The organism is Candidatus Marivariicella framensis, from assembly GCF_982709265.1.
This window is the reverse complement of sequence record NZ_CEXPNT010000006.1, coordinates 59,319-83,472: the sequence shown is the minus strand read 5'-3', so window position 1 is coordinate 83,472 and position 24,154 is coordinate 59,319. Positions and strand designations below refer to the sequence as shown.

The 24,154-nt window shown below is 29.4% G+C and carries 21 protein-coding genes and 1 pseudogene; 10 read left to right on the top strand and 12 right to left on the bottom strand.

All coding sequences use genetic code 11. The annotated features are described in order from the left end of the window. The 3 genes from AC34EU_RS03635 to AC34EU_RS03625 form a co-directional block, all read right to left on the bottom strand. Positions 1 to 300: hypothetical protein (locus AC34EU_RS03635; protein ID WP_487533291.1), on the bottom strand; the 300-nt coding region annotated here is incomplete at its 3' end. 33 nt (positions 301 to 333) lie between these two features. After that, the gene (locus tag AC34EU_RS03630; protein WP_487533292.1) at positions 334 to 3,072 is read right to left on the bottom strand and encodes a PD-(D/E)XK nuclease family protein; all 2,739 of its coding nucleotides are present in this window, start codon (positions 3,070 to 3,072) and stop codon (positions 334 to 336) included. A 1-nt stretch (position 3,073) separates the two neighbouring features. After that, positions 3,074 to 6,205 (bottom strand): UvrD-helicase domain-containing protein, encoded by a 3,132-nt coding sequence (locus tag AC34EU_RS03625; RefSeq protein ID WP_487533293.1) that lies wholly within the window; start codon positions 6,203 to 6,205, stop codon positions 3,074 to 3,076. Positions 6,206 to 6,307: 102 nt separating this feature from the next. On the opposite strand from AC34EU_RS03625, the gene AC34EU_RS03620 reads away from it, so the two are divergent. Beyond that, positions 6,308 to 6,916, top strand: coding sequence for a superoxide dismutase (locus AC34EU_RS03620; protein WP_487533294.1), 609 nt, complete (start codon positions 6,308 to 6,310; stop codon positions 6,914 to 6,916). Between the two features lie 17 nt (positions 6,917 to 6,933). On the opposite strand, the gene AC34EU_RS03615 is transcribed toward AC34EU_RS03620, so the two are convergent. The 4 genes from AC34EU_RS03615 to purN are packed head-to-tail and all read right to left on the bottom strand — an operon-like array spanning position 6,934 to position 10,850. Next, a complete protein-coding gene (locus tag AC34EU_RS03615; protein WP_487533295.1) occupies positions 6,934 to 8,826 on the bottom strand; it encodes an amidophosphoribosyltransferase in 1,893 nt (630 codons plus the stop codon). Then, complete coding sequence (locus AC34EU_RS03610) at positions 8,823 to 9,767, bottom strand: PfkB family carbohydrate kinase (RefSeq protein ID WP_487533296.1); 945 nt, start codon at positions 9,765 to 9,767, stop codon at positions 8,823 to 8,825. Before AC34EU_RS03610 ends, AC34EU_RS03615 begins: the two co-directional genes overlap by 4 nt. 52 nt (positions 9,768 to 9,819) lie before the next feature. Then, positions 9,820 to 10,275, bottom strand: coding sequence for a ribonuclease HI (rnhA, locus tag AC34EU_RS03605; RefSeq protein WP_487533297.1), 456 nt, complete (start codon positions 10,273 to 10,275; stop codon positions 9,820 to 9,822). Further along, positions 10,275 to 10,850, bottom strand: a complete 576-nt coding sequence (gene purN / locus AC34EU_RS03600) for a phosphoribosylglycinamide formyltransferase (protein ID WP_487533299.1) — start codon at positions 10,848 to 10,850, stop codon at positions 10,275 to 10,277. The genes rnhA and purN overlap by 1 nt, the downstream gene beginning before the upstream one ends. A 155-nt stretch (positions 10,851 to 11,005) precedes the next feature. On the opposite strand from purN, the gene AC34EU_RS03595 reads away from it, so the two are divergent. The 6 genes from AC34EU_RS03595 to AC34EU_RS03570 are packed head-to-tail and all read left to right on the top strand — an operon-like array spanning position 11,006 to position 15,584. Next, positions 11,006 to 11,236: an acyl carrier protein gene (locus AC34EU_RS03595; protein ID WP_487533300.1), complete on the top strand. Its 231-nt coding sequence runs from the start codon at positions 11,006 to 11,008 to the stop codon at positions 11,234 to 11,236. Between the two features lie 13 nt (positions 11,237 to 11,249). Then, the gene (fabF, locus tag AC34EU_RS03590; RefSeq protein ID WP_489666542.1) at positions 11,250 to 12,503 is read left to right on the top strand and encodes a beta-ketoacyl-ACP synthase II; all 1,254 of its coding nucleotides are present in this window, start codon (positions 11,250 to 11,252) and stop codon (positions 12,501 to 12,503) included. A 3-nt stretch (positions 12,504 to 12,506) separates the two neighbouring features. Continuing rightward, entirely contained in the window at positions 12,507 to 13,247 is a 741-nt protein-coding gene (gene rnc, locus AC34EU_RS03585; RefSeq protein ID WP_487533303.1) for a ribonuclease III, read from the top strand. Further along, positions 13,240 to 13,698, top strand: a complete 459-nt coding sequence (locus tag AC34EU_RS03580; protein WP_487533304.1) for an IPExxxVDY family protein — start codon at positions 13,240 to 13,242, stop codon at positions 13,696 to 13,698. Before rnc ends, AC34EU_RS03580 begins: the two co-directional genes overlap by 8 nt. After that, positions 13,698 to 15,125: a pyruvate kinase gene (gene pyk / locus AC34EU_RS03575; RefSeq protein ID WP_487533306.1), complete on the top strand. Its 1,428-nt coding sequence runs from the start codon at positions 13,698 to 13,700 to the stop codon at positions 15,123 to 15,125. Before AC34EU_RS03580 ends, pyk begins: the two co-directional genes overlap by 1 nt. Before the next feature lie 12 nt (positions 15,126 to 15,137). Next, entirely contained in the window at positions 15,138 to 15,584 is a 447-nt protein-coding gene (locus tag AC34EU_RS03570) for a CYTH domain-containing protein (protein ID WP_487533308.1), read from the top strand. Between the two features lie 3 nt (positions 15,585 to 15,587). Here AC34EU_RS03570 and AC34EU_RS03565 read toward each other — a convergent pair whose 3' ends face one another. After that, complete coding sequence (locus AC34EU_RS03565) at positions 15,588 to 16,607, bottom strand: isoaspartyl peptidase/L-asparaginase family protein (RefSeq protein ID WP_487533310.1); 1,020 nt, start codon at positions 16,605 to 16,607, stop codon at positions 15,588 to 15,590. A 103-nt stretch (positions 16,608 to 16,710) separates the two neighbouring features. On the opposite strand from AC34EU_RS03565, the gene amaB reads away from it, so the two are divergent. Both amaB and AC34EU_RS03555 read left to right on the top strand, forming a co-directional pair. Further along, complete coding sequence (amaB, locus tag AC34EU_RS03560; RefSeq protein ID WP_489666540.1) at positions 16,711 to 18,249, top strand: L-piperidine-6-carboxylate dehydrogenase; 1,539 nt, start codon at positions 16,711 to 16,713, stop codon at positions 18,247 to 18,249. 401 nt (positions 18,250 to 18,650) lie between these two features. Further along, entirely contained in the window at positions 18,651 to 19,685 is a 1,035-nt protein-coding gene (locus tag AC34EU_RS03555) for an NAD(P)H-dependent glycerol-3-phosphate dehydrogenase (RefSeq protein ID WP_489696065.1), read from the top strand. On the opposite strand, the gene pheS is transcribed toward AC34EU_RS03555, so the two are convergent. After that, positions 19,682 to 20,698, bottom strand: coding sequence for a phenylalanine--tRNA ligase subunit alpha (gene pheS / locus AC34EU_RS03550; protein ID WP_487533315.1), 1,017 nt, complete (start codon positions 20,696 to 20,698; stop codon positions 19,682 to 19,684). The genes AC34EU_RS03555 and pheS overlap by 4 nt on opposite strands. A gap of 136 nt (positions 20,699 to 20,834) precedes the next feature. Here pheS and AC34EU_RS03545 point away from each other — a divergent pair, with 136 nt between their 5' ends. Further along, positions 20,835 to 21,359 carry a CvpA family protein gene (locus AC34EU_RS03545; protein ID WP_487533317.1) on the top strand — a complete coding sequence of 175 codons (525 nt, stop codon included), beginning with the start codon at positions 20,835 to 20,837 and terminating at the stop codon, positions 21,357 to 21,359. On the opposite strand, the gene AC34EU_RS03540 is transcribed toward AC34EU_RS03545, so the two are convergent. From AC34EU_RS03540 to AC34EU_RS03530, 3 genes and pseudogenes are all read right to left on the bottom strand, one after another. Further along, positions 21,354 to 22,103, bottom strand: a complete 750-nt coding sequence (locus AC34EU_RS03540) for a tetratricopeptide repeat protein (RefSeq protein ID WP_487533318.1) — start codon at positions 22,101 to 22,103, stop codon at positions 21,354 to 21,356. The genes AC34EU_RS03545 and AC34EU_RS03540 overlap by 6 nt on opposite strands. 1 nt (position 22,104) lies before the next feature. Further along, positions 22,105 to 23,856 carry a BatD family protein gene (locus AC34EU_RS03535; RefSeq protein ID WP_487533319.1) on the bottom strand — a complete coding sequence of 584 codons (1,752 nt, stop codon included), beginning with the start codon at positions 23,854 to 23,856 and terminating at the stop codon, positions 22,105 to 22,107. 4 nt (positions 23,857 to 23,860) lie between these two features. Continuing rightward, positions 23,861 to 24,154, bottom strand: a pseudogene (locus AC34EU_RS03530) (tetratricopeptide repeat protein); the annotation flags it as partial.

Sequence of the window (24,154 nt, the reverse complement as noted above, 5' to 3'; positions counted from 1 at the left end):
TTTAAGGTTATGAAGATTTTCAATATTCCATTCACGATCCTCGAAATCATCCCCTTTTTGTTCAACACCAAATGACACTAATACCCCAAAAAAAACAATTAGAAACTCTACGAAGCCTTTTTTTGCACGATCAAAAAAATCTCCCATTGAAAAGCGGTCTCCAAGAGTTATTAGTTTTAAGAACCAATTAAGCTTTTCTTTTTCAACCCCAGCAGATTTTGACGCATTTGCAAATTCATCCTCTGAAATAACCCCATCCTTATCGGAGTCTATTTTGTCAAATTCATCTTTTTTTGCCATAATTATTGGAATATATACTGCTATGATAAAAAATTATTCTGAATCATTAGCAATGAATGCTATGTTTTCGTTAAATAATTTTTTAATTACAGCTATTAATTCCTTTTCAAATTGATTAAAAGTATTAATCAATAAAAGATCTTTATTTTCTTTATCAGATGAAATAGTTACTGGATAGAAATAGTCTTTAGGAGTTTTAATTGGAATTATCCCGGTCTTAATTCCTTCATGAGAATTTTGTTTAGAGTAAACGTAAGAATAAAGCAATAATTGAAAGAGCGAAGAATTCTCTAAACTCTTTTGGCTTTCAAGTCCTTCAAAAGTAAAGTTTGATGAAAATTTTAATTTATTTTTTTTTACAGATCCCGTTTTATAATCTGAAATTCTTAATTTTCCATTCCATTCATCAACTCTATCAATTGTTCCAATTATTTTAACCGGGAAGAGCAATTCTTTAAAATCTAAATCGTATTCTATTTTTTTTTCTAATGAGAGGATTTTTAATTTGTTTCCTTTTTCAATTAACAATCTTTCTGTCAACAGAAATTCCTCACATTGCTTTTTTAACTCTTCATAAATCAAATAGTTATGCCCTTTTCGTTCAGGATTACCTCCATAAATTAATTTATATTTTTCATCTAAAACAACAGGTAGTTTTTTAATCATAGAGTCATAATTACGAACTACAAGTTCTTTAGATACAAAAGGCTTATATATCGATTCTAATGTTTCATGAACTACATTTCCTTTATCTCTTGGTTCAATTACTGGAAATAGTTTTCCAAGCTCTCTTATTTTTAAAACCCTCTGATAATAAAACTGTAAAGGATTTATCATGAAACTTGTTATTGCTGAGGGTGAAAGTCCTTTTTTTACTATTGATTTTAAAATCTCTATTACTTCCTTAGATTTATCAACTTTAAATTGAGAGTTATTTTTAAAAGATGACTTCACTTTCATTAAGTTTAGTTGATGATTTGACTTTTTAAAATGTTCTAATTGATAAATAAATCTACTTTTTTCAGAGCCTCCAAGCCCTTTATCGCTCAAACTGTATAATAAATAAACATTACTGGCATTTTGAATTAGCCTATAAAATTGATATGCATATTTAGCATCCTGTTCTAAAAAAGTTGGAAGTTGAAAATGTTTTTTCACATCAAAAGGAAAAAAACTATCATTAGATTTTCCTTTAGGCAAAACACCCTCATTAACATTTGTTATGATTACAGAGTCAAAATCTATCAATCTTGTTTCTGGAAGACTCATTATTTGAATGTCAGAACTAGAGTCTCCAGAGAAATTTAATTTTTGTTCTTTGATAGCTTCTTTATACAATAAGAAGAGCACTTTTAAAGGTATGTTTTTAATTTGATCTGCATAATTTAAAAGTTTTGTTATTACCTTTTTAATTATGTTAAATTCTTCTAGATTAAAGGAACCCTCTTGTTTAATAAAATGATTTCCCTCCTCAAGGTGTTTAATCAAAAATTGTAATTTTTGTAATAAATCTGAAGATGATGCAACAGGCCTAAATACAATATATTGAAATGAAGTTTTATTAGAATAAAGTTTTTGAATTGGAAAATACGTATAATTAGATTCCTCGAGATCATTAATTAATTTATTAAAATTTATTTTTTCTTTTTTAAATTTATTTTTAACAATACTATCATTTAGTATCGAAAATACGTCTTCATAAAAATAATTTCCTTCAATAGTGTTTATATGCATTTCAAAAATCATATCTAAAATGGACACTGAGGAGGAATTATTAATAGCTAATCCCATTGTAACATTCCAATGGCTTGTGTCCAAATTTATTCCTGATAAGACAGCAGGAAGAATTTTATCATCTCCTAATATTATTCCTTTTTTACTAATAACATCACTAGGTTTCCAGTCATTAATTATTTGTCCAACATATTTTGCTTGACTTATTTTATTTGATGTTTCTATAACATTAAATACTTTATCTTTTTTAAAATTAGAAGATAATCCTTCTGGGTTTTTATTTCTTAAACATTTCCATTCTTTATAATAAGATCGAATAAATTTTCCTGCTGAATGTTTTTTATCATTATAAAATTCTTTATCCAAGTCCCAAAAAACTTTACCCTTTTTTTGAGAAATAAATTCTTGAATAATATTGCTTTCTGCAGTGTTTAACATATTAAACCCAATAAAATAGTGAAACTTCTTATTTTGAGATAAATACAACTCCAAGTGCTTGATAGCCTCTCTAAACTGCATTCCACTTGTTCCAACTCCATCTTTAATAAACTTGTTGTTTAAAGAAGAATATAGTGCTGGTATGTTTTTCCAAAAGTCAGAATTTTTAATCGTTGATGAGTCAGAGTTATCTAATTGAGCCCATTCTTTAATTTCTTGTGCAGATACCATGCTTGAAAACAGAGCCTTTGAATCAACTAAATAGCTATCCATTAAATTAAAGTCATTAATCAAAACTGGAGCCCACCCCATAAATTCATCAAAGTTTTGTTGATTTTTTTTTAAAATTATTTTACTGTAAATTAAATATAATTCAAAAACAACAGACGTATTTTCAACTCTATTAATACCAGAAAGCTCACTAATAAATTCAGATATACTAATAATTTCTGGAGAAATTACTGGCTTTTTTATTTTTTGAATTAATTTGTTTCTTAAAAACAAAGAAGCTCTATTACTTGGTAAAATTATTTTTATATTTTGAAAATCATGATTCTCATCTATAATATTATCAGCCACAAAATCTAAAAAATTAATCATTTCAAGGTTTTATATATTTTTTATTATTAGTGATTTTTTTAACTTCAATATCATCTTTTATATATACCAAGAAAGCCTCTATTGGTAGGTTTAATATTGATTCTAAATATTTAGAATAATTAATAATTTGAATTTTATCTTCTTGCTTTGAGTCTCCAGTTTTATAGTCAATTACAACACAAGTAGTTTTTGTTATAACTATTCTATCAAGTCTAATGATTCCAATCTTAGGTAAAAGTATTTCCTTTTCAGTGTAAATAATATTCCCTTGTTTAAAAAGGTGATTTAATTCCTTGTGATTGATAACTTTTTTTAATAGTTCACTGTAAGTGTATTTTTCTTCGATATTGAATAACTCCTCTTGAACAGATGATTCAATTGCGACATTTATATCCGATTCAAATTTAACTTTTGATAATAATTTATGAATGATATTACCTTTTAACCACTTTCCATTGAGTTTTGAATAAGTATCATTTTTTAAAAGTTTTTTCCAATTAAAATTGATTTTAGGCCTAAGAGCTTGATTTTTTGAATTATTGTAAGTTATACGATCATGTTGACATTCTTTGGAACCATAAATAAATGGAGTATTTAGATTTGGCTTGGAATCTTGATTTAAAACAAAATCAATTAATAGTTGTGCATAATTTTTTTTACTTTTTGGCTTTTTAAATAATGTTGTTATGACAACTATTTTATGTGAAGCCCTTGTTAAAGCGACATATAAAGTATTAAAAGCATCTAATTCATTTTCTGTTTTATCATTATCTGATATATTTTTTCCTTCTACACCATAAGTTTCTAATCTTGATGAAAAATTAATTCTACCAAAATCAATTTTTGATTCATTAAATTTAATAGGGTACCATGTCTGTCTTTTTATTCTTGAATCAGGCTGGAAATCTGAATAAAAAAATGGTAATACTACTAAAGGGAATTCCAAACCTTTAGCAACATGAATAGTCATAATTCTAACAGCTTGATTGTCGTCAGGCAATGGAATGGTAAGTTTTTCCGAATCCTTTTCCCATTTTTTTAAAAAATTATAAATATTGCTTTTTGATTGAATAGAAAAATCATAGCAGTAATCTAAAAAGAATTCAAGATAAGTGTCAAAATTATTTAACAAACCTAGGCTTGAAATAAGAGTTTCTGTTAATTCATAAAGGTTTGAATTTTGGATTGTTTTTGTATCAAATGAAAATCCAAATTTTATATCTAAAAAAGCTGTAAAGTCAGCTAAAGAACCTTCTAAAGATTCTTTAAAAATTTCATGAGATTTTTCATTTTGTGAATTCTTTTCTATAAAAAATTTACAAATATTAATTCTTTCAATTGAGTTCTCAGGTTGAAGACTTAATCTTAAAACAGAAAGTATAAGTTTTATTGAAGATGACTTTTTAAGTAAAAGTGATTCTGATGAAACAATTGGAATTTCAGTATTTGAAATTAATTCAAAGACAGATATTGCTTGTTTTTTCTTTCTAACTAAAATTGCCATTGAACCCCAAGGAAAACCATCCTTTTTAGCTTCTAATAAAGCATCTATAGTTTTTTGAATATGAACTGAATCCATCTTATTTTCAGTAAAATGAATTTCAGTTTTTCCACCAGGAGAATTATTATTTTTTTGATAAAAAGATTCTTTATAAAAAGAACGATAATTTAAATCAGCTATTGATTCTATTGCCCCTTTTATAAAAGTGTTATTAAATTCAACTATATTATCAAGACTACGATAATTTATAGGTAATGAATTGGTATTAATCTGAGTTTGATTAAATTTTTTATTACTCAAAAGTTTTAAAAACATTTGAACATCTCCTCCCCTCCATCTATAAATTGCCTGTTTGGGATCTCCTACTAAAAAAACTGATCCAGACTTGCCATTAACATCTTCAGTGTCTAATGCATGTTTAAGTAGTGGTTTTAAGTTGGACCATTGTAGCTTTGAAGTGTCTTGAAATTCATCAATAAAAAAATGTTTATACTTTTCTCCTATTCGCTCATAAATAAATGGAGCATCGTAGTCTTGAACAACTTCGGATATTTTTTCATTGAACTGACCAATTAACATCTTTTTTTCCTCTATTTGATACCTGTTAAGTATCTTCTCCATTTCTGCCATAAGAGAAAGTGGTGTCCATTGCTTATTTAACTCTTGAATTAAATTATATGTTAAAATAGATTTTTTAGCCTTTAAATAAGATTGATGAATTTCAGGAATCATATTATTAGCAATCATTATTAACTCTTTAGGATTATCTGTTTTCTTAACTATTCTGGAGCCTTCAGAAAGATTTTTTTCTAAATTATTTAAATAAATTCCTTCAAATTTATTTTCAACTATCAAAGAAAAATGTTTAGTAACTGATCCTCGAGAAAAAATAGATTCATCCAAGCCATTTGATCCTATTTTATCTAATATCTTTATTGCAACTAACTTTGCGTTTTCAGATTCTTTAAATTTGATTTTATTTAATATTTTTTGTGTTTTTCTAAAATCTTGTAATGAATTATTTCTTAATTTTTTAAGAAATCCTCTGTCATTTTCATTTAAAATAAGTCTTGCCACTTGAAGTAAACCATCATTTATAGATTCTTTATTTTCATTATCAATTTTATAATGAACAAAGTCGACTAGTGATTTTGTAATTTCTTTTTCAATTCCAACTTTATCAATTATTATTTGTATTAATTCTTTCAGAATTTCATCTTGCTCGACTACTACCTCAAATGATTTTGGTAATTTAAGATCTAATGCAAATGTCCTAACTATTCGATGTGTAAAAGTGTCAAGAGTAAGAATGTCAAAGCCCGCATAGTCATATAATATGTTTTTTAAAACTCTCTCTGATTTTTTTCGAAGTTCTGATTCTTCAATATTTATTTTTTTTGAGATTTCACATCTCATTTCGGAATGATTTTTTTTAATAAAATCAGATAAGGTTTCAACTATTCTAGATTTCATTTCATTAACAGCCTTATTGGTAAAAGTTAAAGCTAGAAGGCTTCTGAAATGATCATCATTTGAATTTGAAAGTAGCTCTTGCAAATAATTAGAAACAAGAGAGTGGGTTTTTCCTGATCCAGCAGAAGCATTTATTAAATTAAATGAAGATTTTACCATTTATTATTAAATAACATATAAATGTAAGAGTTTCTTTATGTCAAAAAAATGTAAAATAAGAAAAAGAAATTATATTTTTGTAAGAACTTTAAAACAAAACCCATGGCATTTACATTACCAGCTTTATCATATTCAAACGATGCATTAGAACCGAACATTGATGCAAAAACAATGGAAATACATCACGGAAAACATCACAATGGATATACTACAAAACTTAACACTTCAATTGAAGGAAGTGATCTTGAGAATAAATCTATTGAAGAAATTCTCAAAAATATCGATATGGGTAATGCAGCTCTAAGAAATAATGGAGGTGGATATTTTAACCACTGTTTGTTTTGGGAAAGTATGAGTCCAAATGGTGGCGGTTTACCAACAGGTAGTTTATTAGAAGCTATTAACTCAGCCTTTGGCTCATTTGATTCATTCAAAGATGCGTTTTCAAAAGCAGCAGCAACTCGCTTTGGATCCGGGTGGGCATGGTTATGCGTTCATTCTGGGGGGGAAGTTGAAGTTTGCTCCTCTCCAAATCAAGATAATCCACTAATGCCAGGTGTTGGATGTGGAGGTTATCCTATTTTAGGGTTAGATGTCTGGGAGCATGCATATTATCTAAACTATCAAAATAGAAGACCAGATTATATTAATTCTTTTTTTAATGTGATTAATTGGGAAAATGTATCTAAGTCCTACAATCTTAGATCTTAAAACAATATAACATCTATCTAATAAGCTCTCTTTGATTTGCCTTCATAAAAGTTAATAAAAGCTCTATTTACAACTTTATTTCCTCCAGGCGTTGGGTAATCGCCTGAAAAATACCAATCTCCTAAATGAGAAGGGCAAGACACGTGTAAGTTTTCAATTGATTGGTAAATGATTTTAAGCTCTGATTTCAAAGAGTTACCAGAAAGTAATTCTGCTATTTTAGTGGATATTTGATTAGCACTTAAAGGCCTGTACAATTCTTTAACAAAGTTTTCACTCTCTTGAGTTTTATTAGTTATTGAATTTTTACACTTTTCATATATTGATTTTAATACAATTGCTTTTGTTCCCTTATCTTCATGCAAAGCAATTGCGGCTTTAAAAGCAATGAAGTCTTCTAATTTAGACATGTCTATCCCATAACAATCTGGATATCTAATTTGAGGGGCACTTGAAACAATAATTATTTTTTTTGGCCCGAGGCGATCAAGCATCTTAAGAATACTTTTTTCTAAAGTTGTTCCCCTAACTATACTGTCATCTATAATCACAAGGTTATCAGAAGGTTTAATAACACCATAGGTTATATCATAAACATGAGCAACTAGATCATCTCTACTGGAATCTTCGGTTATAAACGTTCTTAATTTTGCGTCTTTTATAGCAATTTTTTCAATCCGAGGTTTAATAGATGCAAGAGCTTTAAGAGTTTCAGAGTTTGAACCCTTTGAAATTGACTCTAAAAGTTGATTTTTTATATATTCTTGAGCACCTTCCACCATTCCATAAAAAGATGTTTCAGCTGTATTTGGAATAAATGAAAAAACAGTGTTTTTTAAATCTGAATTAATACTTTTTAAAACCTCTGGGAAAATTTTTCTACCAAGTGATTTGCGTTCTTTATATATTTCAGCATCACTTCCTCTAGAAAAATAAATTCTTTCAAATGAACATGCTTTTTTGGGTAATTCATCTAATATTTTTATGATTTTTGAATTTTCTCCCTTTTTGGTAATTATTGCATGTCCGGGATCTAGCTCCTTAACTTTAGAAAACGGAACATTGAATACAGTCTGTATTACAGGTCTTTCAGATGCAACCGCTACAATCTCATCATCCTCATAAAAATATGTAGGCCTTATACCGGCTGGATCTCTTAAAACAAATGTGTCTCCATGTCCTAACATACCTGCTATTGCATAGCCTCCATCCCAGTTTTTAGAGGCTTTAAATAACACTTTGGACATGTCTAACCTTGATGCTATTAAAGGAGTAGTCTCAGTCTTTGAATAGCCCTCTTTTTTTAATTTCTTATATATTTTTGCAACTGCGTCATCCAAAAAATGACCTATTTTTTCCATTACAGTTATTGTATCAGATTTTTCTTTTGGATGCTGGCCAAGATCAACAAGATTATCAAACAATTCAGAAACATTCGTCATGTTGAAATTTCCTGCAATAATTAAATTTCTATGTTTCCAATTGTTTTGTCTTAATAGTGGCTGAACACTTTCAATTGTATTTTTTCCAAATGTTCCATACCTAACATGACCAAGCATAATTTCACCAACATATGGAACCTTTGACTTTAAATCTTCAGGCTTCTCCAATAAGTCAGTATTTGATTTTAACTCAGAAACAATTCTCTCATTAATTTGCTTAAAAATGTCTTGAATAGGCTCGTTATTATTTGATCTTAATCGACTTATGTATCTTTGACCTGGAGGAAGATCTAATTTTATACTGGAAAAACCAGCGCCATCCTGACCTCTATTATGCTGTTTCTCCATCATCAAATACATTTTATTTATCCCATATAAAGCAGTGCCATATTTCTTTTTAAAATAACTTAAAGGTTTTTTTAAGTGAAGTAAAGCAATTCCACATTCATGTTTTATAGCATCACTCATAGTTCATTTAAATTTATTTGTTGTGATTTGAATTTTGTTAAATTTTCAATTTCTTTAAGTCGTTCTTTCAAATTTAGTTTGTTTACTGTTTGTAGGCTTTCTGTTCCAAATTCTTCTACAGTGAAAGATGCCATTGCAGAAGCATAAACAAGAGCTGTTTTCATGCTTTCAAAGGATGTGTTTGAATGTTGAGCAAGAAAACCTGCAAATCCTCCAGCAAAACTATCTCCAGCCCCTGTAGGGTCTTTAACTTTTTTTAATGGTAGTGCTGGTACAACAAAAATCTCATCACGATGAAATAACATTGCTCCATGTTCACCTTTCTTTATGATAACATATTTAGGTCCCAAAACTTGGATTGCATCAGCAGCATTTCTAATAGAATTTTGCCCTGTTAATTGAAGTGCTTCTTCATCATTTATACACAAAACATCAATTTTACTAATTACATCATCTAAAATTGAACGAAAATTATCCATCCAAAAATTCATTGAATCTAGTATAATCAAATCAGGTTTAACCTTCATTTGTTTTAGTGCTGATAGCTGAACCGCCGGATGAAGATTACCTAAAAGAAGTATATTGGAGGTGCTCCAATTGTCAGGAACTTTTGGATCAAAGTTTTCTAGTACATTTAATTGGGTATCTAACGTATCTCTTTTATTGATGTTTATATGATATTTTCCACTCCAAAAAAAAGTTTTTCCTCCTTTTACAATTTCAACTCCAGAAACATCGATATCTCTATTGGTTAATAGCTTTAGATCATTTGAATTAAAATCATCTCCAATGACTGATACAAGTCCAATTTTTATATTAAAAATTGAAGCAGCAAAAGCTATATATGTTGCAGCTCCTCCTAAAATGTGTTCAGCTTTTCCAAATGGAGTTTCGATAGCATCATAAGCTATTGTTCCTACAACTAACAATTTGTTACTCATTAGGCAAAAATAGAAAACTTACTTCAGTTCATAACGAAGTTTATTTGTCATTTTATGATTTTTCATAAAATTCATCTTTATTCAATTTATTTCCCAAAGCTGCTTTTACAGCTAAATAATCGCATCTTTCATTTTGTAAATGATTGCTATGTCCTTTAACCCATTGGAAAGCTACATTATGAACTCTGTAAATTTGAAGAAATCTTTTCCATAAATCTGGATTTTTCTTATTCTTAAAAAATTTTTTTTCCCAATTAAATACCCACTTTTTTAAAACTGAATCAATAACATATTTTGAATCAGAATATATAACAACATCTGAGGGTTTGTTTCTCAATGCTTCCAAACCGATTATAACTGCTAATAATTCCATTCTGTTATTAGTGGTTTTTTTAAATCCTCCTGAGAGTTCTTTATTGTAGCCATCCGATTCTAAAACAATTCCGTATCCTCCTGGACCTGGATTACCTCTGGAAGATCCATCAGTATAAATTTTAATATTTTTCATTAAATTTTTGACAAGTATTCTTTAATAACTCTTGGGAAATGTTCTTTTTCTAGACTTTGGACTTTCCGCTCAATAACAGCTAGAGTATCTTCAGGATGAACTGAAGTTTCAGCTTGAAAAATTATATTTCCTTCATCATATTCATTATTAACCAAATGAATAGATATTCCTGTTTTTTTCACTTTACTATTTATGACTGCTTTGTGAACATTATTTCCATACATGCCCTTTCCTCCAAACCTTGGAAGAAGTGATGGGTGAATATTGATTATTTTATTTGGATACCTTTCAATTAAAGATTCTGGAATTTTCCATAAAAAACCAGCCAATACTATTAGATCCGTATTGTTTTGATCAATAATGTTAATAAATTTTTCTTTAAAATATAATTTATCAAAAACTAAAGTTTCAATATTATATGGCTTAATTCTTTCAAAAACGTATGCATTCTTATTATTACCAGCAACTAAAACAACTTCAACATTAGAGCTTTTATCAAAATATTTTATAATGTTTTCGACATTTGATCCGCTTCCAGAAGCTAAGAGAATAATTTTTTTAATTGTTGTTTTCATAACTTGATAAACACTTTATAATCTTATCTTAAAAGAGTGTTAAAAATTTCTTTACAAAGAAACAATAATAAATAAACATTATATTTTATTAAAGAAAACTAAGTATTAGACTAAAGTTTTTTATTTTTGCTGTTACAAATTTAAAATAATAAATTATGTCTGACATTTCTTCTAGAGTTAAAGCAATAATAGTTGACAAATTAGGTGTTGATGAAAACGAGGTTGTAGCAGAAGCAAACTTTACCAATGATTTAGGAGCTGATTCCCTTGACACAGTTGAACTTATAATGGAGTTTGAAAAAGAATTTGATATTCAAATTCCTGACGATCAAGCAGAGAATATTGCAACAGTAGGCCAAGCAATTCAATTTATTGAACAGGCGTAAAAAATCCATTGTAATGAAATCAAAACGTGTAGTAATTACTGGACTAGGTGCTCTAACTCCAATTGGCAACACACTTATTGATTACTGGACAGGTTTAATTAAAGGCCAGAGTGGCGGTGCACCCATAACCTATTTTGATGCTTCGAAATTTAAAACTCAGTTTGCTTGCGAATTGAAAGGTTTTGATCCTCTTAATTTTTTTGACAGAAAAGATGTCAGAAAATACGATAGGTTTACTCAATACGCACTGGTATCAACTGATGAAGCAGTAATTGATTCAGGAATAAACCTAGAAAAAGAAGACAAAGACCGGATAGGTGTCATTTGGGGTTCTGGAATAGGTGGTCTTGAAACTTTTCAAAATGAAGTAATTGAATTCCAAAAAGGCGATGGGACTCCTAGATTTAATCCTTTCTTCATTCCAAAATTCATTCCTGATATTGCCGCTGGAATGATTTCTATTAAATACGGCTTTGCTGGTCCCAATTTTGCTACAGTTTCAGCATGCGCATCTTCATCTAATGCTATTATCGATGCTCTTAACTACATTAGGTTAGGCTATTCAGACATAATGATTGCTGGTGGATCTGAAGCTGGTGTTACAATTGCTAGCGTTGGAGGATTCAACGCTCTCCATGCACTCTCAAAACGAAATGATGATCCTTCTAAAGCCTCACGACCTTTTGATAAAGACAGAGATGGGTTTGTTTTGGGTGAAGGAGCTGGATCATTAGTTCTTGAAGAATATGAACATGCGATTGCTAGAGGTGCAAAAATATATGCTGAATTAGCTGGAGGTGGACTTTCTGCCGATGCGTATCATATGACTGCCCCTCACCCAGAGGGACTAGGAGCTATTAAGGTAATGAGAAACTGTCTTAAAGACTCAAATACTAACCCACAAGATCTAGATTTGATTAATGTTCATGGTACATCAACTACACTTGGAGATATTGCAGAGATAAGGGCTGTTAAAGAAGTTTTTGGGGAACATGTTTATGGTATTAATATTAATTCAACAAAATCAATGACAGGTCATCTTTTAGGAGCTGCTGGAGCTATTGAAGCGATTGCTTGTATAATGTCAATAAAAGAAGGGATTATACCTCCAACAATAAACCATGAAAATGATGACGAAAATATTGATTCAAAATTAAACTTTACGTATGGAAAAGCACAAAAACGAAATGTTAATATTGCTATGTCTAACACTTTTGGATTTGGCGGTCATAATGCCTGTGTTTTATTTAAAAAACTGAATTTATAATAGGTGATCAATCTGGGTCTAATTTTTAAGAAAATCAAAGGTCCGAATCATGTTTTTGCTTCTGATTTAAGAAAACTCTTAGATTTTAAACCAAAAAATATTTTGATTTTTAAAACCGCATTTACACACAAGTCAAAAAACATTCGGGATCAAAATGGATTTTTAATTAATTATGAAAGACTTGAGTTCCTTGGAGACTCTATTTTAGGAAGTATCGTTTCAGATCATTTATATTTTAATTATCCAGATTTTCATGAAGGTGACTTGACGAAACTTCGTTCTAAAATTGTAAACCGTGACAGCTTAAATAACATAGGCTACTCTCTTGAGTTATACAAATTACTCGACAGTAATCACAGTATACAGAATGCAAAAGATGATATACATGGCAACCTACTAGAGTCTCTAATTGGTGCAATCTATCTAGATAAAGGCTTTGACAAATGCAAAATATTTATTTTAAATAGAATTATTGACTATTATATAAATTTTGACACGATAAATTCATCAATAATAAGCTATAAAGGAGCGCTGATTGAATGGTCTCAAAAAAATAAACATAAAATTCTTTTTAAAACAACAAAAGATGATGGGTTAAATCCTAATATTAATTTTTCTTCCATTCTTTTTATAGATAACAAGCAAATCGCAAAAGCTGGAGAGTTGTCAAAAAAAAAGGCTGAAGAAAAAGCTGCAAAAAGAGCTTATAATGCTTTAAAATTGAAGTTTAAAAATAATGAGTAAAAAGTATTTTCTTTTGGATGAAATAGATGAGGAATATGATTTAATTGCTATTCACACTAGCTTAGATGACTTTTCAGTAGCTTTCGTTTTAAATAAAAATCTAAGAGCAAATTTTAAAAGAGTTAAAGAAAGTTTAAGATATAAGAATTCAACTTTTGAAATGTTTCAATGGAAAAACTTAAAAGAAGGAGTTAATTGTAGTTTAATTTCTAATAAGAATTTTATTGATTCTGGAATTAAAAATGAATCCAATTCATTATTTAATCTTTCGGAAACAAAAAAGGTATCTTTGATTAACTCTTTATCCAATGTTGATTATCTATTAAAGATTAAAGAAGGTATAGACATCGAGCAAACAATTAAGATTTTAAATAAATTACCCCAATTAATTCTATCTTACGTTGTTGACAACAAAGAAGTTAAATCAAATTTCAATTTAATACTTGATTAATGTCAGAATCAAAAAAAACTAAAATAATTGCCACACTAGGACCTGCATCTAATTCACCAGATGTAATAGAAAAGATGATACTAGAAGGTGTTGATGTGTTTAGAATTAATTTTTCTCATGCAAATTATGACGATGCCTCTAAAAGAATCTCTTTAATTAGAAAACTTAGTGATAAACTCAAAATTCATGTTTCTGTTTTAGCAGATCTTCAAGGGCCTAAGCTAAGAATTGGTGAAATAGAAGATTGCTCAGAGGTGAAAGAAGGGCAGCTAGTTACTTTTTCCAGTTCTAAACCTTTTATTGGTAATTCTCAAAAGGCTTACATGACATATAAAAAGTTTGCGTCTGATGTTAATATTGGAGAAATTATTTTATTAGATGATGGCAAGTTGATTTTTAAAATACTAAGTACTGACAATAAAGATCTAGTGACTGCCAGAGTTATTCAGGGAGGACCATTCAAATCTAACAAAGGGGTAAATCTTCCCAATACAAAGATTTCACTTCCAGCTCTAACAAAAAAAGATATTGAAGATGCGGTTTTTGCTATAAAACAAAAGGTTGATTGGATAGCTTTATCCTTCGTGAGAAAAAAAGAGGATTTAATTGAACTAAGAGAGTTAATTGAAAAGCATTCTGATCACAAAATTCCAATTATTTCAAAAATTGAAAAGCCTGAAGCTTTAAAAAATATTTTTGAAATAATAAAAAATAGCGATGGCTTGATGGTGGCCAGAGGTGATTTAGGGGTTGAACTTCCTGCAGCTGAAGTGCCTTTGATCCAAAAGCAACTTGTGTTAAAAGCAAAGCAAGCAAGAATTCCAATTATAATTGCTACTCAAATGATGGAAACGATGATAGAAAGCAGGACAGCTACTAGAGCAGAAGTAAATGACGTAGCTAACTCTGTTATGGATGGTGCTGATGCTGTAATGCTATCTGCAGAAACTTCAGTAGGAAAATTTCCAGTTGAAGTAATTAAAACAATGACCTCAATTCTTATGAGTGTTGAAGGATCTGATCTTATTAAAGTGCCAAGCCTACCACCGGAAATTAAAACAAAAAGATATATAACAAAATCCATATGTTATCATGCGGCTATAATGGCAAATGAAATTAATGCTAAGGCTATATGTACTTTAACAAATAGCGGTTACACCGCTTTTCAAATTTCAGCTTGGAGGCCTAAATCCAATATATTAGTTTTTACTTCCAATAAAAGAATTTTAAGTCAACTAAATTTACTTTGGGGGGTTAAATCTTTTTTTTACAATGAGAACGAAAGTACAGATAAGACAATTGAACAAATTAATGATCTGGCAAAAAAATTTAAATATGTTTCTAAAGGAGATTTCCTAATTAATTTGACAGCTATGCCTGTAAAATCAAAAGGAATGGTTAATACGCTAAGAGTTTCTGAAATTTAAATATAATTAATCATGCCTATTGAGATTGAACGAAAATTTCTGGTTAAAAATCTTGATTTTATCAAAGAATGCACTCATAAAAAGCAGATTGAACAAGGTTATTTATCCAAAGACCCCAAAAGAACAGTCAGAATAAGAATTGAAGAGAAAAAAGCATTTTTAACAATTAAAGGTGAAACTTTTGATAATGGAACTAGTAGAATAGAGGTTGAAAATGAAATTTCTATTAAAGATGCTCTTGAACTAATGAAACTTTGTTTACCAAATCCTATTAAAAAAATTAGATATATAATAAATAAAAATGATTTTATTTTTGAAGTTGATGTCTTTAAAGGTGAAAATGAAGGGTTAATAATTGCCGAACTGGAGCTTAATTCAAAAAATTCAAGATTTCCAAAACCTGATTGGTTAGGTAAAGAAGTTACGGGACAGGTAGAGTTCTATAACTCGCAATTATAATTATTATTTATCTGCATAAATTTTAATTATTTTAGTGCCTTTTGAATCCATATGAGCTCTATACATTCCTGCAGTATTCATTTCCATAGCAACATTTCCTTTATTGTCAAGAGCTATAACACCTCCATTACCTCCTAGTTTTGCAACTTTATCATGAATTACAATCCGAGAAGCTTCTTGAACTGATAGGCCTTTATATTCCATTAAGGCAGAAATATCATAAGCAACCACAGAACGAATGAAAAACTCTCCCCAACCAGTAGCTGAAACCCCACAGGTTTTGTTATTAGCATATGTTCCTGCACCAATAATTGGTGCATCTCCAATGCGATTCCACTTTTTATTTGTCATTCCTCCAGTTGATGTTCCAGATGATATATTTCCGTTTTGATCAAGTGCAACACATCCTACTGTTCCGTATTTTTGAGTTAATAGGTATTCTTTGTCAATTATCACTGTCGAATTTTCTTTGAATTTAACTTTATCTAAAGATCTAGATCTACGTTCTGTAATAAAATAACTATTTTGTTTTAGTTCTAGTTTTTGACTCGACGCAAATTCATCAGCTCCAGTCCCAGACAACATAACATGTGGAGAATTATTCATTACTGCTATTGCAGCAGAAATAGGATTTTTTATTTTTGAAGCTCCAGAAATTGCCCCAGCATCAAGTGTTGATCCGTTCATAAATGAAGCATCAAGCTCTACATTTCCATCGAAATTTAAAACAGCTCCTTTCCCTGCATTAAAAAGTGGAGAGTCCTCCATTACATTAATTGTTTTCTCAACTGCTTCTTGACTTGACCCATCATTTTTTAGAATTTCATATCCAACCTCAATAGCTTCCTCTAGTTTGTTAATATATTTTATTTCCATTTCTTTAGTCATGTTTTTTTTCAATATAGTTCCAGCCCCACCATGAATTACAATAGAAAAAACGGATGTATCTTTATTACCTATGTCGTTTTTGGGAGATTGACATGAATAAAAGAAAAGTAAAATAAGCATTAATTTAAAAGGCATATTATTTTTTTAAAAGATTGATTACTCAAACGTAATAAATATTCTTTTAAGATAAACTTTTTTCAAATAATGCTACCTTTAAATTTTATTATAAAAAATTCTGATGAATAAACAAACTTTAAAAATTTTAGCATCTCTTGGTATTGAAAACAAACAATTAGGTTGCAGTACTGGGAGTCATTGGATGGGCTCTGGAAAAACAATATCAACAAGCTCTCCGGTTAATGGATCGTCACTATTTGAAGTAACAACTGCTAGCGTTGAAGATTATGAATTGATAATTGAAAGTGCAGAAAATGCATTTCAAATTTTCAAAAAAATCCCAGCACCAAAACGCGGAGATTTGGTTAGACAGTTTGGAGACGCGTTAAGAAATCAGAAAGAAAACTTAGGGAAGTTAGTTTCTTATGAAATGGGAAAATCATACCAAGAAGGTTTAGGTGAAGTTCAAGAAATGATTGACATATGTGAATTTGCTGTTGGTTTATCAAGACAATTACATGGACTAACCATGCACTCTGAGCGTCCTTTGCATAGAATGTATGAACAATACCATCCTATTGGTATAGTTGGTATTATTTCTGCTTTTAATTTTCCTGTTGCTGTTTGGAGCTGGAACGTTGCATTAGCATGGGTATGTGGAGATGTTTGTATTTGGAAACCAAGTGAAAAAACTCCTCTATGTAGTATTGCATGTCAAAAAATTATAGAAAAAGTTTTAAAAGAAAATGAAATGCCCGAAGGAATTTCGTGTTTAGTTAATGGAGGTGCTGATATTGGAGAATGGTTATCGGCGGATAAAAGAATTCCACTTATTTCAGCAACAGGATCAACTAATATGGGAAGAAAAGTAAGTGAAACTGTTGGCAAGCGCTTAGGGAAAACACTCCTAGAGCTAGGAGGAAATAATGCTATTATAATAACACCTCACGCTGATATCAAAATGACTATAATTGGAGCTGTGTTTGGAGCAGTCGGCACCTGTGGTCAAAGGTGCACTTCTACTCGTCGTCTAATTATTCATGAAGAAATATATTCCAAAGTAATAGATGCGCTTAAAAAGGCCTATAAGCAGCTTAGGATTGGGGATCCATTAGATGTAAACAATCATATAGGCCCACTTATTGATAAAGAAGCTGTAAGTCAATACCTTAATGCGATTGATATGGCTGATAAAGAAGGGGCAAATTGGTTAATAAAAGGAGCTTCTTTATCTGGAGCAGAATATGAAGGTGGTTGCTACGTATCACCGTCTGTGGCTGAAATGAATGATGATGCTTCAGTGGTTCAAACAGAAACATTTGCACCGCTTCTCTATGTAATGAAATATTCTGGAGATGTTCAAAACGCCATTAATATTCAAAATAATGTTACTCAAGGTTTGTCTTCTGCTATAATGACTCAAAATCTGCAAGAAGCAGAAGCTTTTTTATCTCATTGGGGAAGTGATTGTGGAATAGCAAATGTAAATATTGGAACATCAGGAGCTGAAATTGGTGGAGCTTTTGGAGGTGAAAAAGATACAGGAGGAGGGAGAGAAAGTGGTTCAGATGCATGGAAAGTATACATGAGGAGGCAAACAAATACAATTAATTATTCATCAAAACTTCCTTTAGCTCAAGGAATTAAATTTGACATGTAGAAATTTAATTAATTGAAAACATCCTCAATAATAGAAACTGTATTTTATTTTTGGACAAGTTTTGTGCAAATTATTTTAGCAATGATATTAATTTATTCACTGGCAGGATTATTTTTAAAAAAAAAATTCAATTCTAATCATTTAAGATATTTCACATTTGGATTGATTTTTTCAATTATTCAATTAGTTCTCGGAATCATATTTATTTTTACATTTAATCCTTTTGGATTTTTTTTAATAAAAAATATTTTTAGTGTTATTACACCTGTTTTATTTATTTATTTAGGATGGTCTCTTCACAACAAACAGTTTGATAGTAGAAAAAAATTTCTACGAATATTTATTTTTTATGGACTTGGCCTTTTTTTATTATCAATAAATTATTATAATCTAAATTAATTATGTTAAAAACATATGAAAATAAGTTGAGAGTTTTACATCTTCAAAAAAAATGGAAAGTTGCAGTTTTAGGAAGTGGTAGTTGGGCAACTGCATTAGTCAAAATTCTAACTGAAAACAAAAGAAAAGTCAGCTGGTATGTTAGAAATAATGAGAGTTCTATAAAAATAAAAAAGCATGGTATTAACCCAAAGTATCTTAATTCTTTAAAACTCAAAACAAAAAGACTAAATATTGGTTGTGATATTAATAAAATAGTTGAAGAGGTCAACGTTATTATCGTCGCTATACCTTCCGTTTATGCTTTTAAGGAGCTCAATAAAATAAATATCGATGTTAGTGAAAAAATATTCATTTCTGCGGTAAAAGGAGTTCTACCAGAAAAAATGCAGATTTTAGGAAATTTTTTTCACGACCATTTTAAAATTTCATATAATCAAATTGGAGTGATTTCTGGTCCATGTCATGCTGAAGAGATTGCAATGGAAAAACTTTCATATTTAACCTTTTCTTGTCCAAATAGCACAAATGCTAAAGTAATATCAAAATGGCTAAGATGTAAGTATGTTAGAGTTTCAATTTCAGGGGATATTACTGGGACTGAGTACGCAGCAATGTTGAAAAATTGTTATGCAATAGCTGCTGGAGCAGCTCATGGACTAGGGTATGGAGATAATTTTATGAGTGTTCTAATGAGCAGCTCTATAAGAGAAATGAAAAAATTCATTAAAAATATTTATAAGATGAAAAGAAACATTAATAATTCGGCATATTTAGGAGATTTATTGGTTACAGGCTATTCTTCCTTTAGCCGTAATAGAAAACTTGGAGTAATGCTTGGAAAAGGCTACGATGTTAAAGATGCTCTTTTAGAGATGGATATGATTGCGGAAGGATATTACGGGTCTAAATCTGCATTTCAAATAAATAAAAAATTCAAGTCTAACACTCCAATCTTAGATACTGTATACACAATCATGTATGAAAAAACTAACGCTAAAAAAGCTTTTAAAAAATTAGAGTCTAAGCTTGACTAGGTATGAGGTTTAAACTGTTTTAAAAACCTAAGATCATTTTCAAAAAACATTCTAATATCACTGACTTGGTATAAAAGCATGGCAATTCTTTCAATGCCCATTCCAAAAGCATATCCAGAATACTCTTCGGGGTCAATGCCACAATTAATCAGAACATTTGGATCAACCATTCCACATCCCATAATTTCTAACCAACCTGTTCCTTTAGTGATTCTTCTGTCAGTTTCTGTTTCTAGACCCCAATAAATATCTACTTCAGCACTTGGTTCGGTAAAAGGAAAATAAGAGGGCCGTAAACGGATAGTAGATTTGCCAAATAATGCTTTAGTAAAATATTGTAATGTTTGTTTTAAATCAACAAATGAAACATCTTTATTAATATATAACCCCTCAACCTGATGAAATATACAATGAGATCTTGATGATATAGCTTCATTACGAAAAACACGACCTGGAGAAAGTATACGAATTGGGGGTGAATTACTTTCCATATATCTAACTTGAACAGATGAAGTGTGAGTTCGAAGTAAAATATCTGGATTAGTTTGAATAAAAAATGTATCCTGCATATCTCTCGCTGGATGGTGCTCTGGAAGGTTTAATGCAGTGAAATTATGCCAATCGTCTTCGATTTCTGGTCCATCTGACAAATTAAATCCAATTTTTGAGAAAATTGATATAATACGATTCCTAACAATGGACAAGGGATGTCTTGTGCCTGAATCAGGGACTAACCCTGGGCGAAACAGGTCTCCATTTGCGCCAACCTCATTAACTATGTTTATTTCTCCCTTGAAAGATTTTATTTTTTCACTTACAGCATTTTTAAGCAGATTTAATTCTTTTCCAAATTGTTTCTTGTCTTCTTTTGGAACATTTCTAAAAGAGATGAAGAAGTTGTTTAAAACTCCTTTTTTACCTGAATATTCAATTCTGAATGATTCCAGTTCAGATAAATCTTGTGTTTTGAAATTATTTACTTTTTTCAAATGCTTTTTTACCTCTTCAATCATAATGTAAAAGTACAGATTCTATTAATTATAACAACTCTATTTAAAAAGACTTATTATTTGATTTAGGATAGCTTTAATTTATACCTCAAATTTAGTTTCTTTTTTAATGAATGCTTAAATTGAAAAAAATATTCAGATGAATGTTAATTGGATTGACTTGATTCTTTCAGGTATATTTATTTATGGAGCTATTGTCGGTTTCAAAAGAGGACTAGTTAGAGAAGTTGCAAGTTTATTTGGTTTATTTATAAGTATAATTAGTGTTTTTTATTTTTCAGACCAGTTATCAAATTTGATTGAAATATTTTTGAATTTGACTTCAACTGTTGCATATATAATTTCATGTTTAGTAATCTTTTTAACAGTCATATACTTAGTTTCTTATTTAGCTAAAATAATAACTAAAGCATTAAGTATAGTTGCCCTTGGTTTTTTAAATCGTGTGACTGGTCTAATTTTCGGCTTATTTAAATGGATAATTATTTCGTCAAGTATAATATTCATAATAAACAAAATTTTATTTTTTAATGAATTTAGCGAACAACTAAAAGGCGATCAAATGAAAACTTCTATTATGTATAGTCCTCTTTCTGAAGTTGGTGCTTTTATTTTTGAAAAAATTAATACTAATACCAACGAAGAAGAATGGGAATATTTATAAAGTTTTTATTTGGTTTTCAATTACCCAGCCCTCAGATCCATTAACTAACCTTATTTTTTCCCAACCTTTTAATTTGTCCATTAACTGAACTTTGGTTCCTTCGTGTAAAATAAATATTTCTTCATTCCTACTGTTAGGTTCAGAAAAAACTGATAATTCTTTTGCGAAAATAATTCCATTTTTTGTTTCATTTAATTTTTTGGACTCCTTCCAAATTATATTAGAGGTCAAAAAAGAAAAAGACAGAAAAACTATTGATAATGAAAAATAGAATCTTTTATGAATGGAATTATATGAAAATAAGTAAAACAAAGATGAAATAAAAAATATTAACATAAAGCCAATTGACATAAAGGACCAAATTCTAAAAGAAAATAAAAAAATTAAAGAATCTATGTTTTTTTGAACTTGTGTTTTTGGAAGCTCTTCAATACTATCTAATATCATGTTTTTCGCAAATGATAAATTTTTTAAAATATATTGATCTTTTGGTGATAAAATTAGTGCCTTTTCAAAATAAAAATTACTCTTAGCTACTTCATTAAGCTTATAAAAACAATTTCCTAGATTAAAATATAATTCAGGGCTATGCAGCTCATTTTCTAATATTTTATTGTATTCATTAATAGCTAACTCAAATTCACCTTTATTATATAATTCATTACCCTTTTCAAATAATAAATCTGAAGTTTGTGAAAATCCGATTTTGAATAATAAAAAAACTATGTAAAAAGATTTTTTCATATTAAATTTCATAATCAAGTTTTTCAATGATTTCAATTGCAGAATCATAATCATGTTTCATTTTAACCTCGGTTATTGGAGAATATCTAGCCATATCACAATTATCTAAAATGATCATAAAAGAATCAATTGTTGATGTATTAGCTCCTAATTTAATTAATGAATCAACTATTATTTCTTTTTTCATATCTACAGTTTCAATTTTAAGTTTTGCTTTTAAATAATTATGAAATGCTTTTTCCAAAGAGTCATAAAACTTGGACTTATTATTAATATGTTTTTTTGCATTTCCCAAAAACTTGATAGCAAGCTTACTTCTTCTTTTCAATTTTAAATAATTTTCATCAATGGTTCTAGAACTCCATAATCTTTTAATAAAAATAATAATAGGTAAAAGTATTAGTGGCAAAAGTATTATTAACCAATAGGTTGATTTTTTCCAAAATTCAACTTGATTAATTGGAGAAAATTTTGATTTTAATTTTATAAAACCAAAAGTATTATTAGTGTTTGTTTTTAAATCTTGATTAATTTTATCTTGTTTTTCAATTAAATTATCAGAATCACCCCCATAAACATCAACCATATGATCAATAGAGCTTAGAGTTTGATATGAGACTTTGTCGGGGTCAAAATAGATAAATTCAATTGATGGAATCGGATATTTTCCCTGATATTGCGGAACCATCGTATAAGTATTTTGAATTGTCCCTTCCATACCTGAAAGAGTAGTGTTGATTTCTTCTTTGTATTCTGGCTCAAATACCTCAATAGAGCTTGGAACTTTTATTTTTGGAAGTTCAAAAAGCTTTAAGTTTCCTTTTCCTGTAACCTTAACAATTGATTGAAATGATTCTAATGCTTTAAGAGATTTTTTATTGATCAAAAAATCTAATTTAAATTTTCCAACTGCTCCAGAAAAATCATTTGGTCGATTTTTAATTGGAAGTTCCTTTACGTTTAAAACACGTTTTCCCGCATTAACAGACCTTGAAACTTGTTTATAGATAGTATTTCCAAAAAAGTCTCTACGTTTAGTTGGAATTTCTAGAACTAAACTCAATGCAAGAGGTTCAATAATTAATTTTCCTATTTTTTGAGGATATAACACAGTTTTTCTCCATATTACTTCATTGTAAGCCTCTCCCTTATATGATCCTGATTCAACCCTTAACTGTGGAATTTTTATTGAACTACTCCAAAAGTCTCTGAATTTAGGGCTTTGAATTTCACGAGCATCAGAAATTTTAATCGGATTTCTAAAATACAGTTTATAGACAACAGTTATTGCCTCATTTAAATAAGGATTGGTATTAGAAATTTCTGCTATGAGATGCATGTTCTCATCAGCTAAATACTCAACACTTGAAGATCCAGAAGGCTTTATAACAGAAGGTAAAACCTCAATTGAAACAGGAGATGTTTGATATGAAATTCCTTCAAAGCTGATCTCAGCAGATCCTATTATAAATGTTCCTTTTTCTTTAGGTGCTAAAAAATATGTAAAAGTTTTTGAAAAAGATTTTTTACCATTAATCCATGAATTACTTACAGATTGATTTGGACCTCCTACTAAATTGAAATTTTCAAATGATGGAGGATTAAAATTGTCTCCATTTTGATTCATCACAAAATCAATTCTTAAGCGCTCATTTACTCCTAATTTTTTCTTACTGACCCTAAGATCAAAATCAACCTGAGCATTTATAAAAAAACTAGATAGAATTATATATATGTATGTTATTATACGCATTGAATTACCAATCCTTTTTAGTTTTAACTGGTTTACCTTTAACTTTTTTAGCATTGATTTTATCTTGTACTTTTTTCTCTTGATTATTCATTGCTTCAAGAAGACTTTTAACCTGTTCTGGTGATAACTGTCCTGGTTTTCTGTTTTGATTTGAATTATCTTTTTTAGAGTCTTTCTGATTTTTATCATTCGCCTCGTTATTTTCTTTATTGGGTTTATCTTCTTTTTCTTCTTTACCATTATCATCTTTGTCAGAAGATTTTTCATTTTTATCATCCTCTCCTTTTTTATTTTTGTC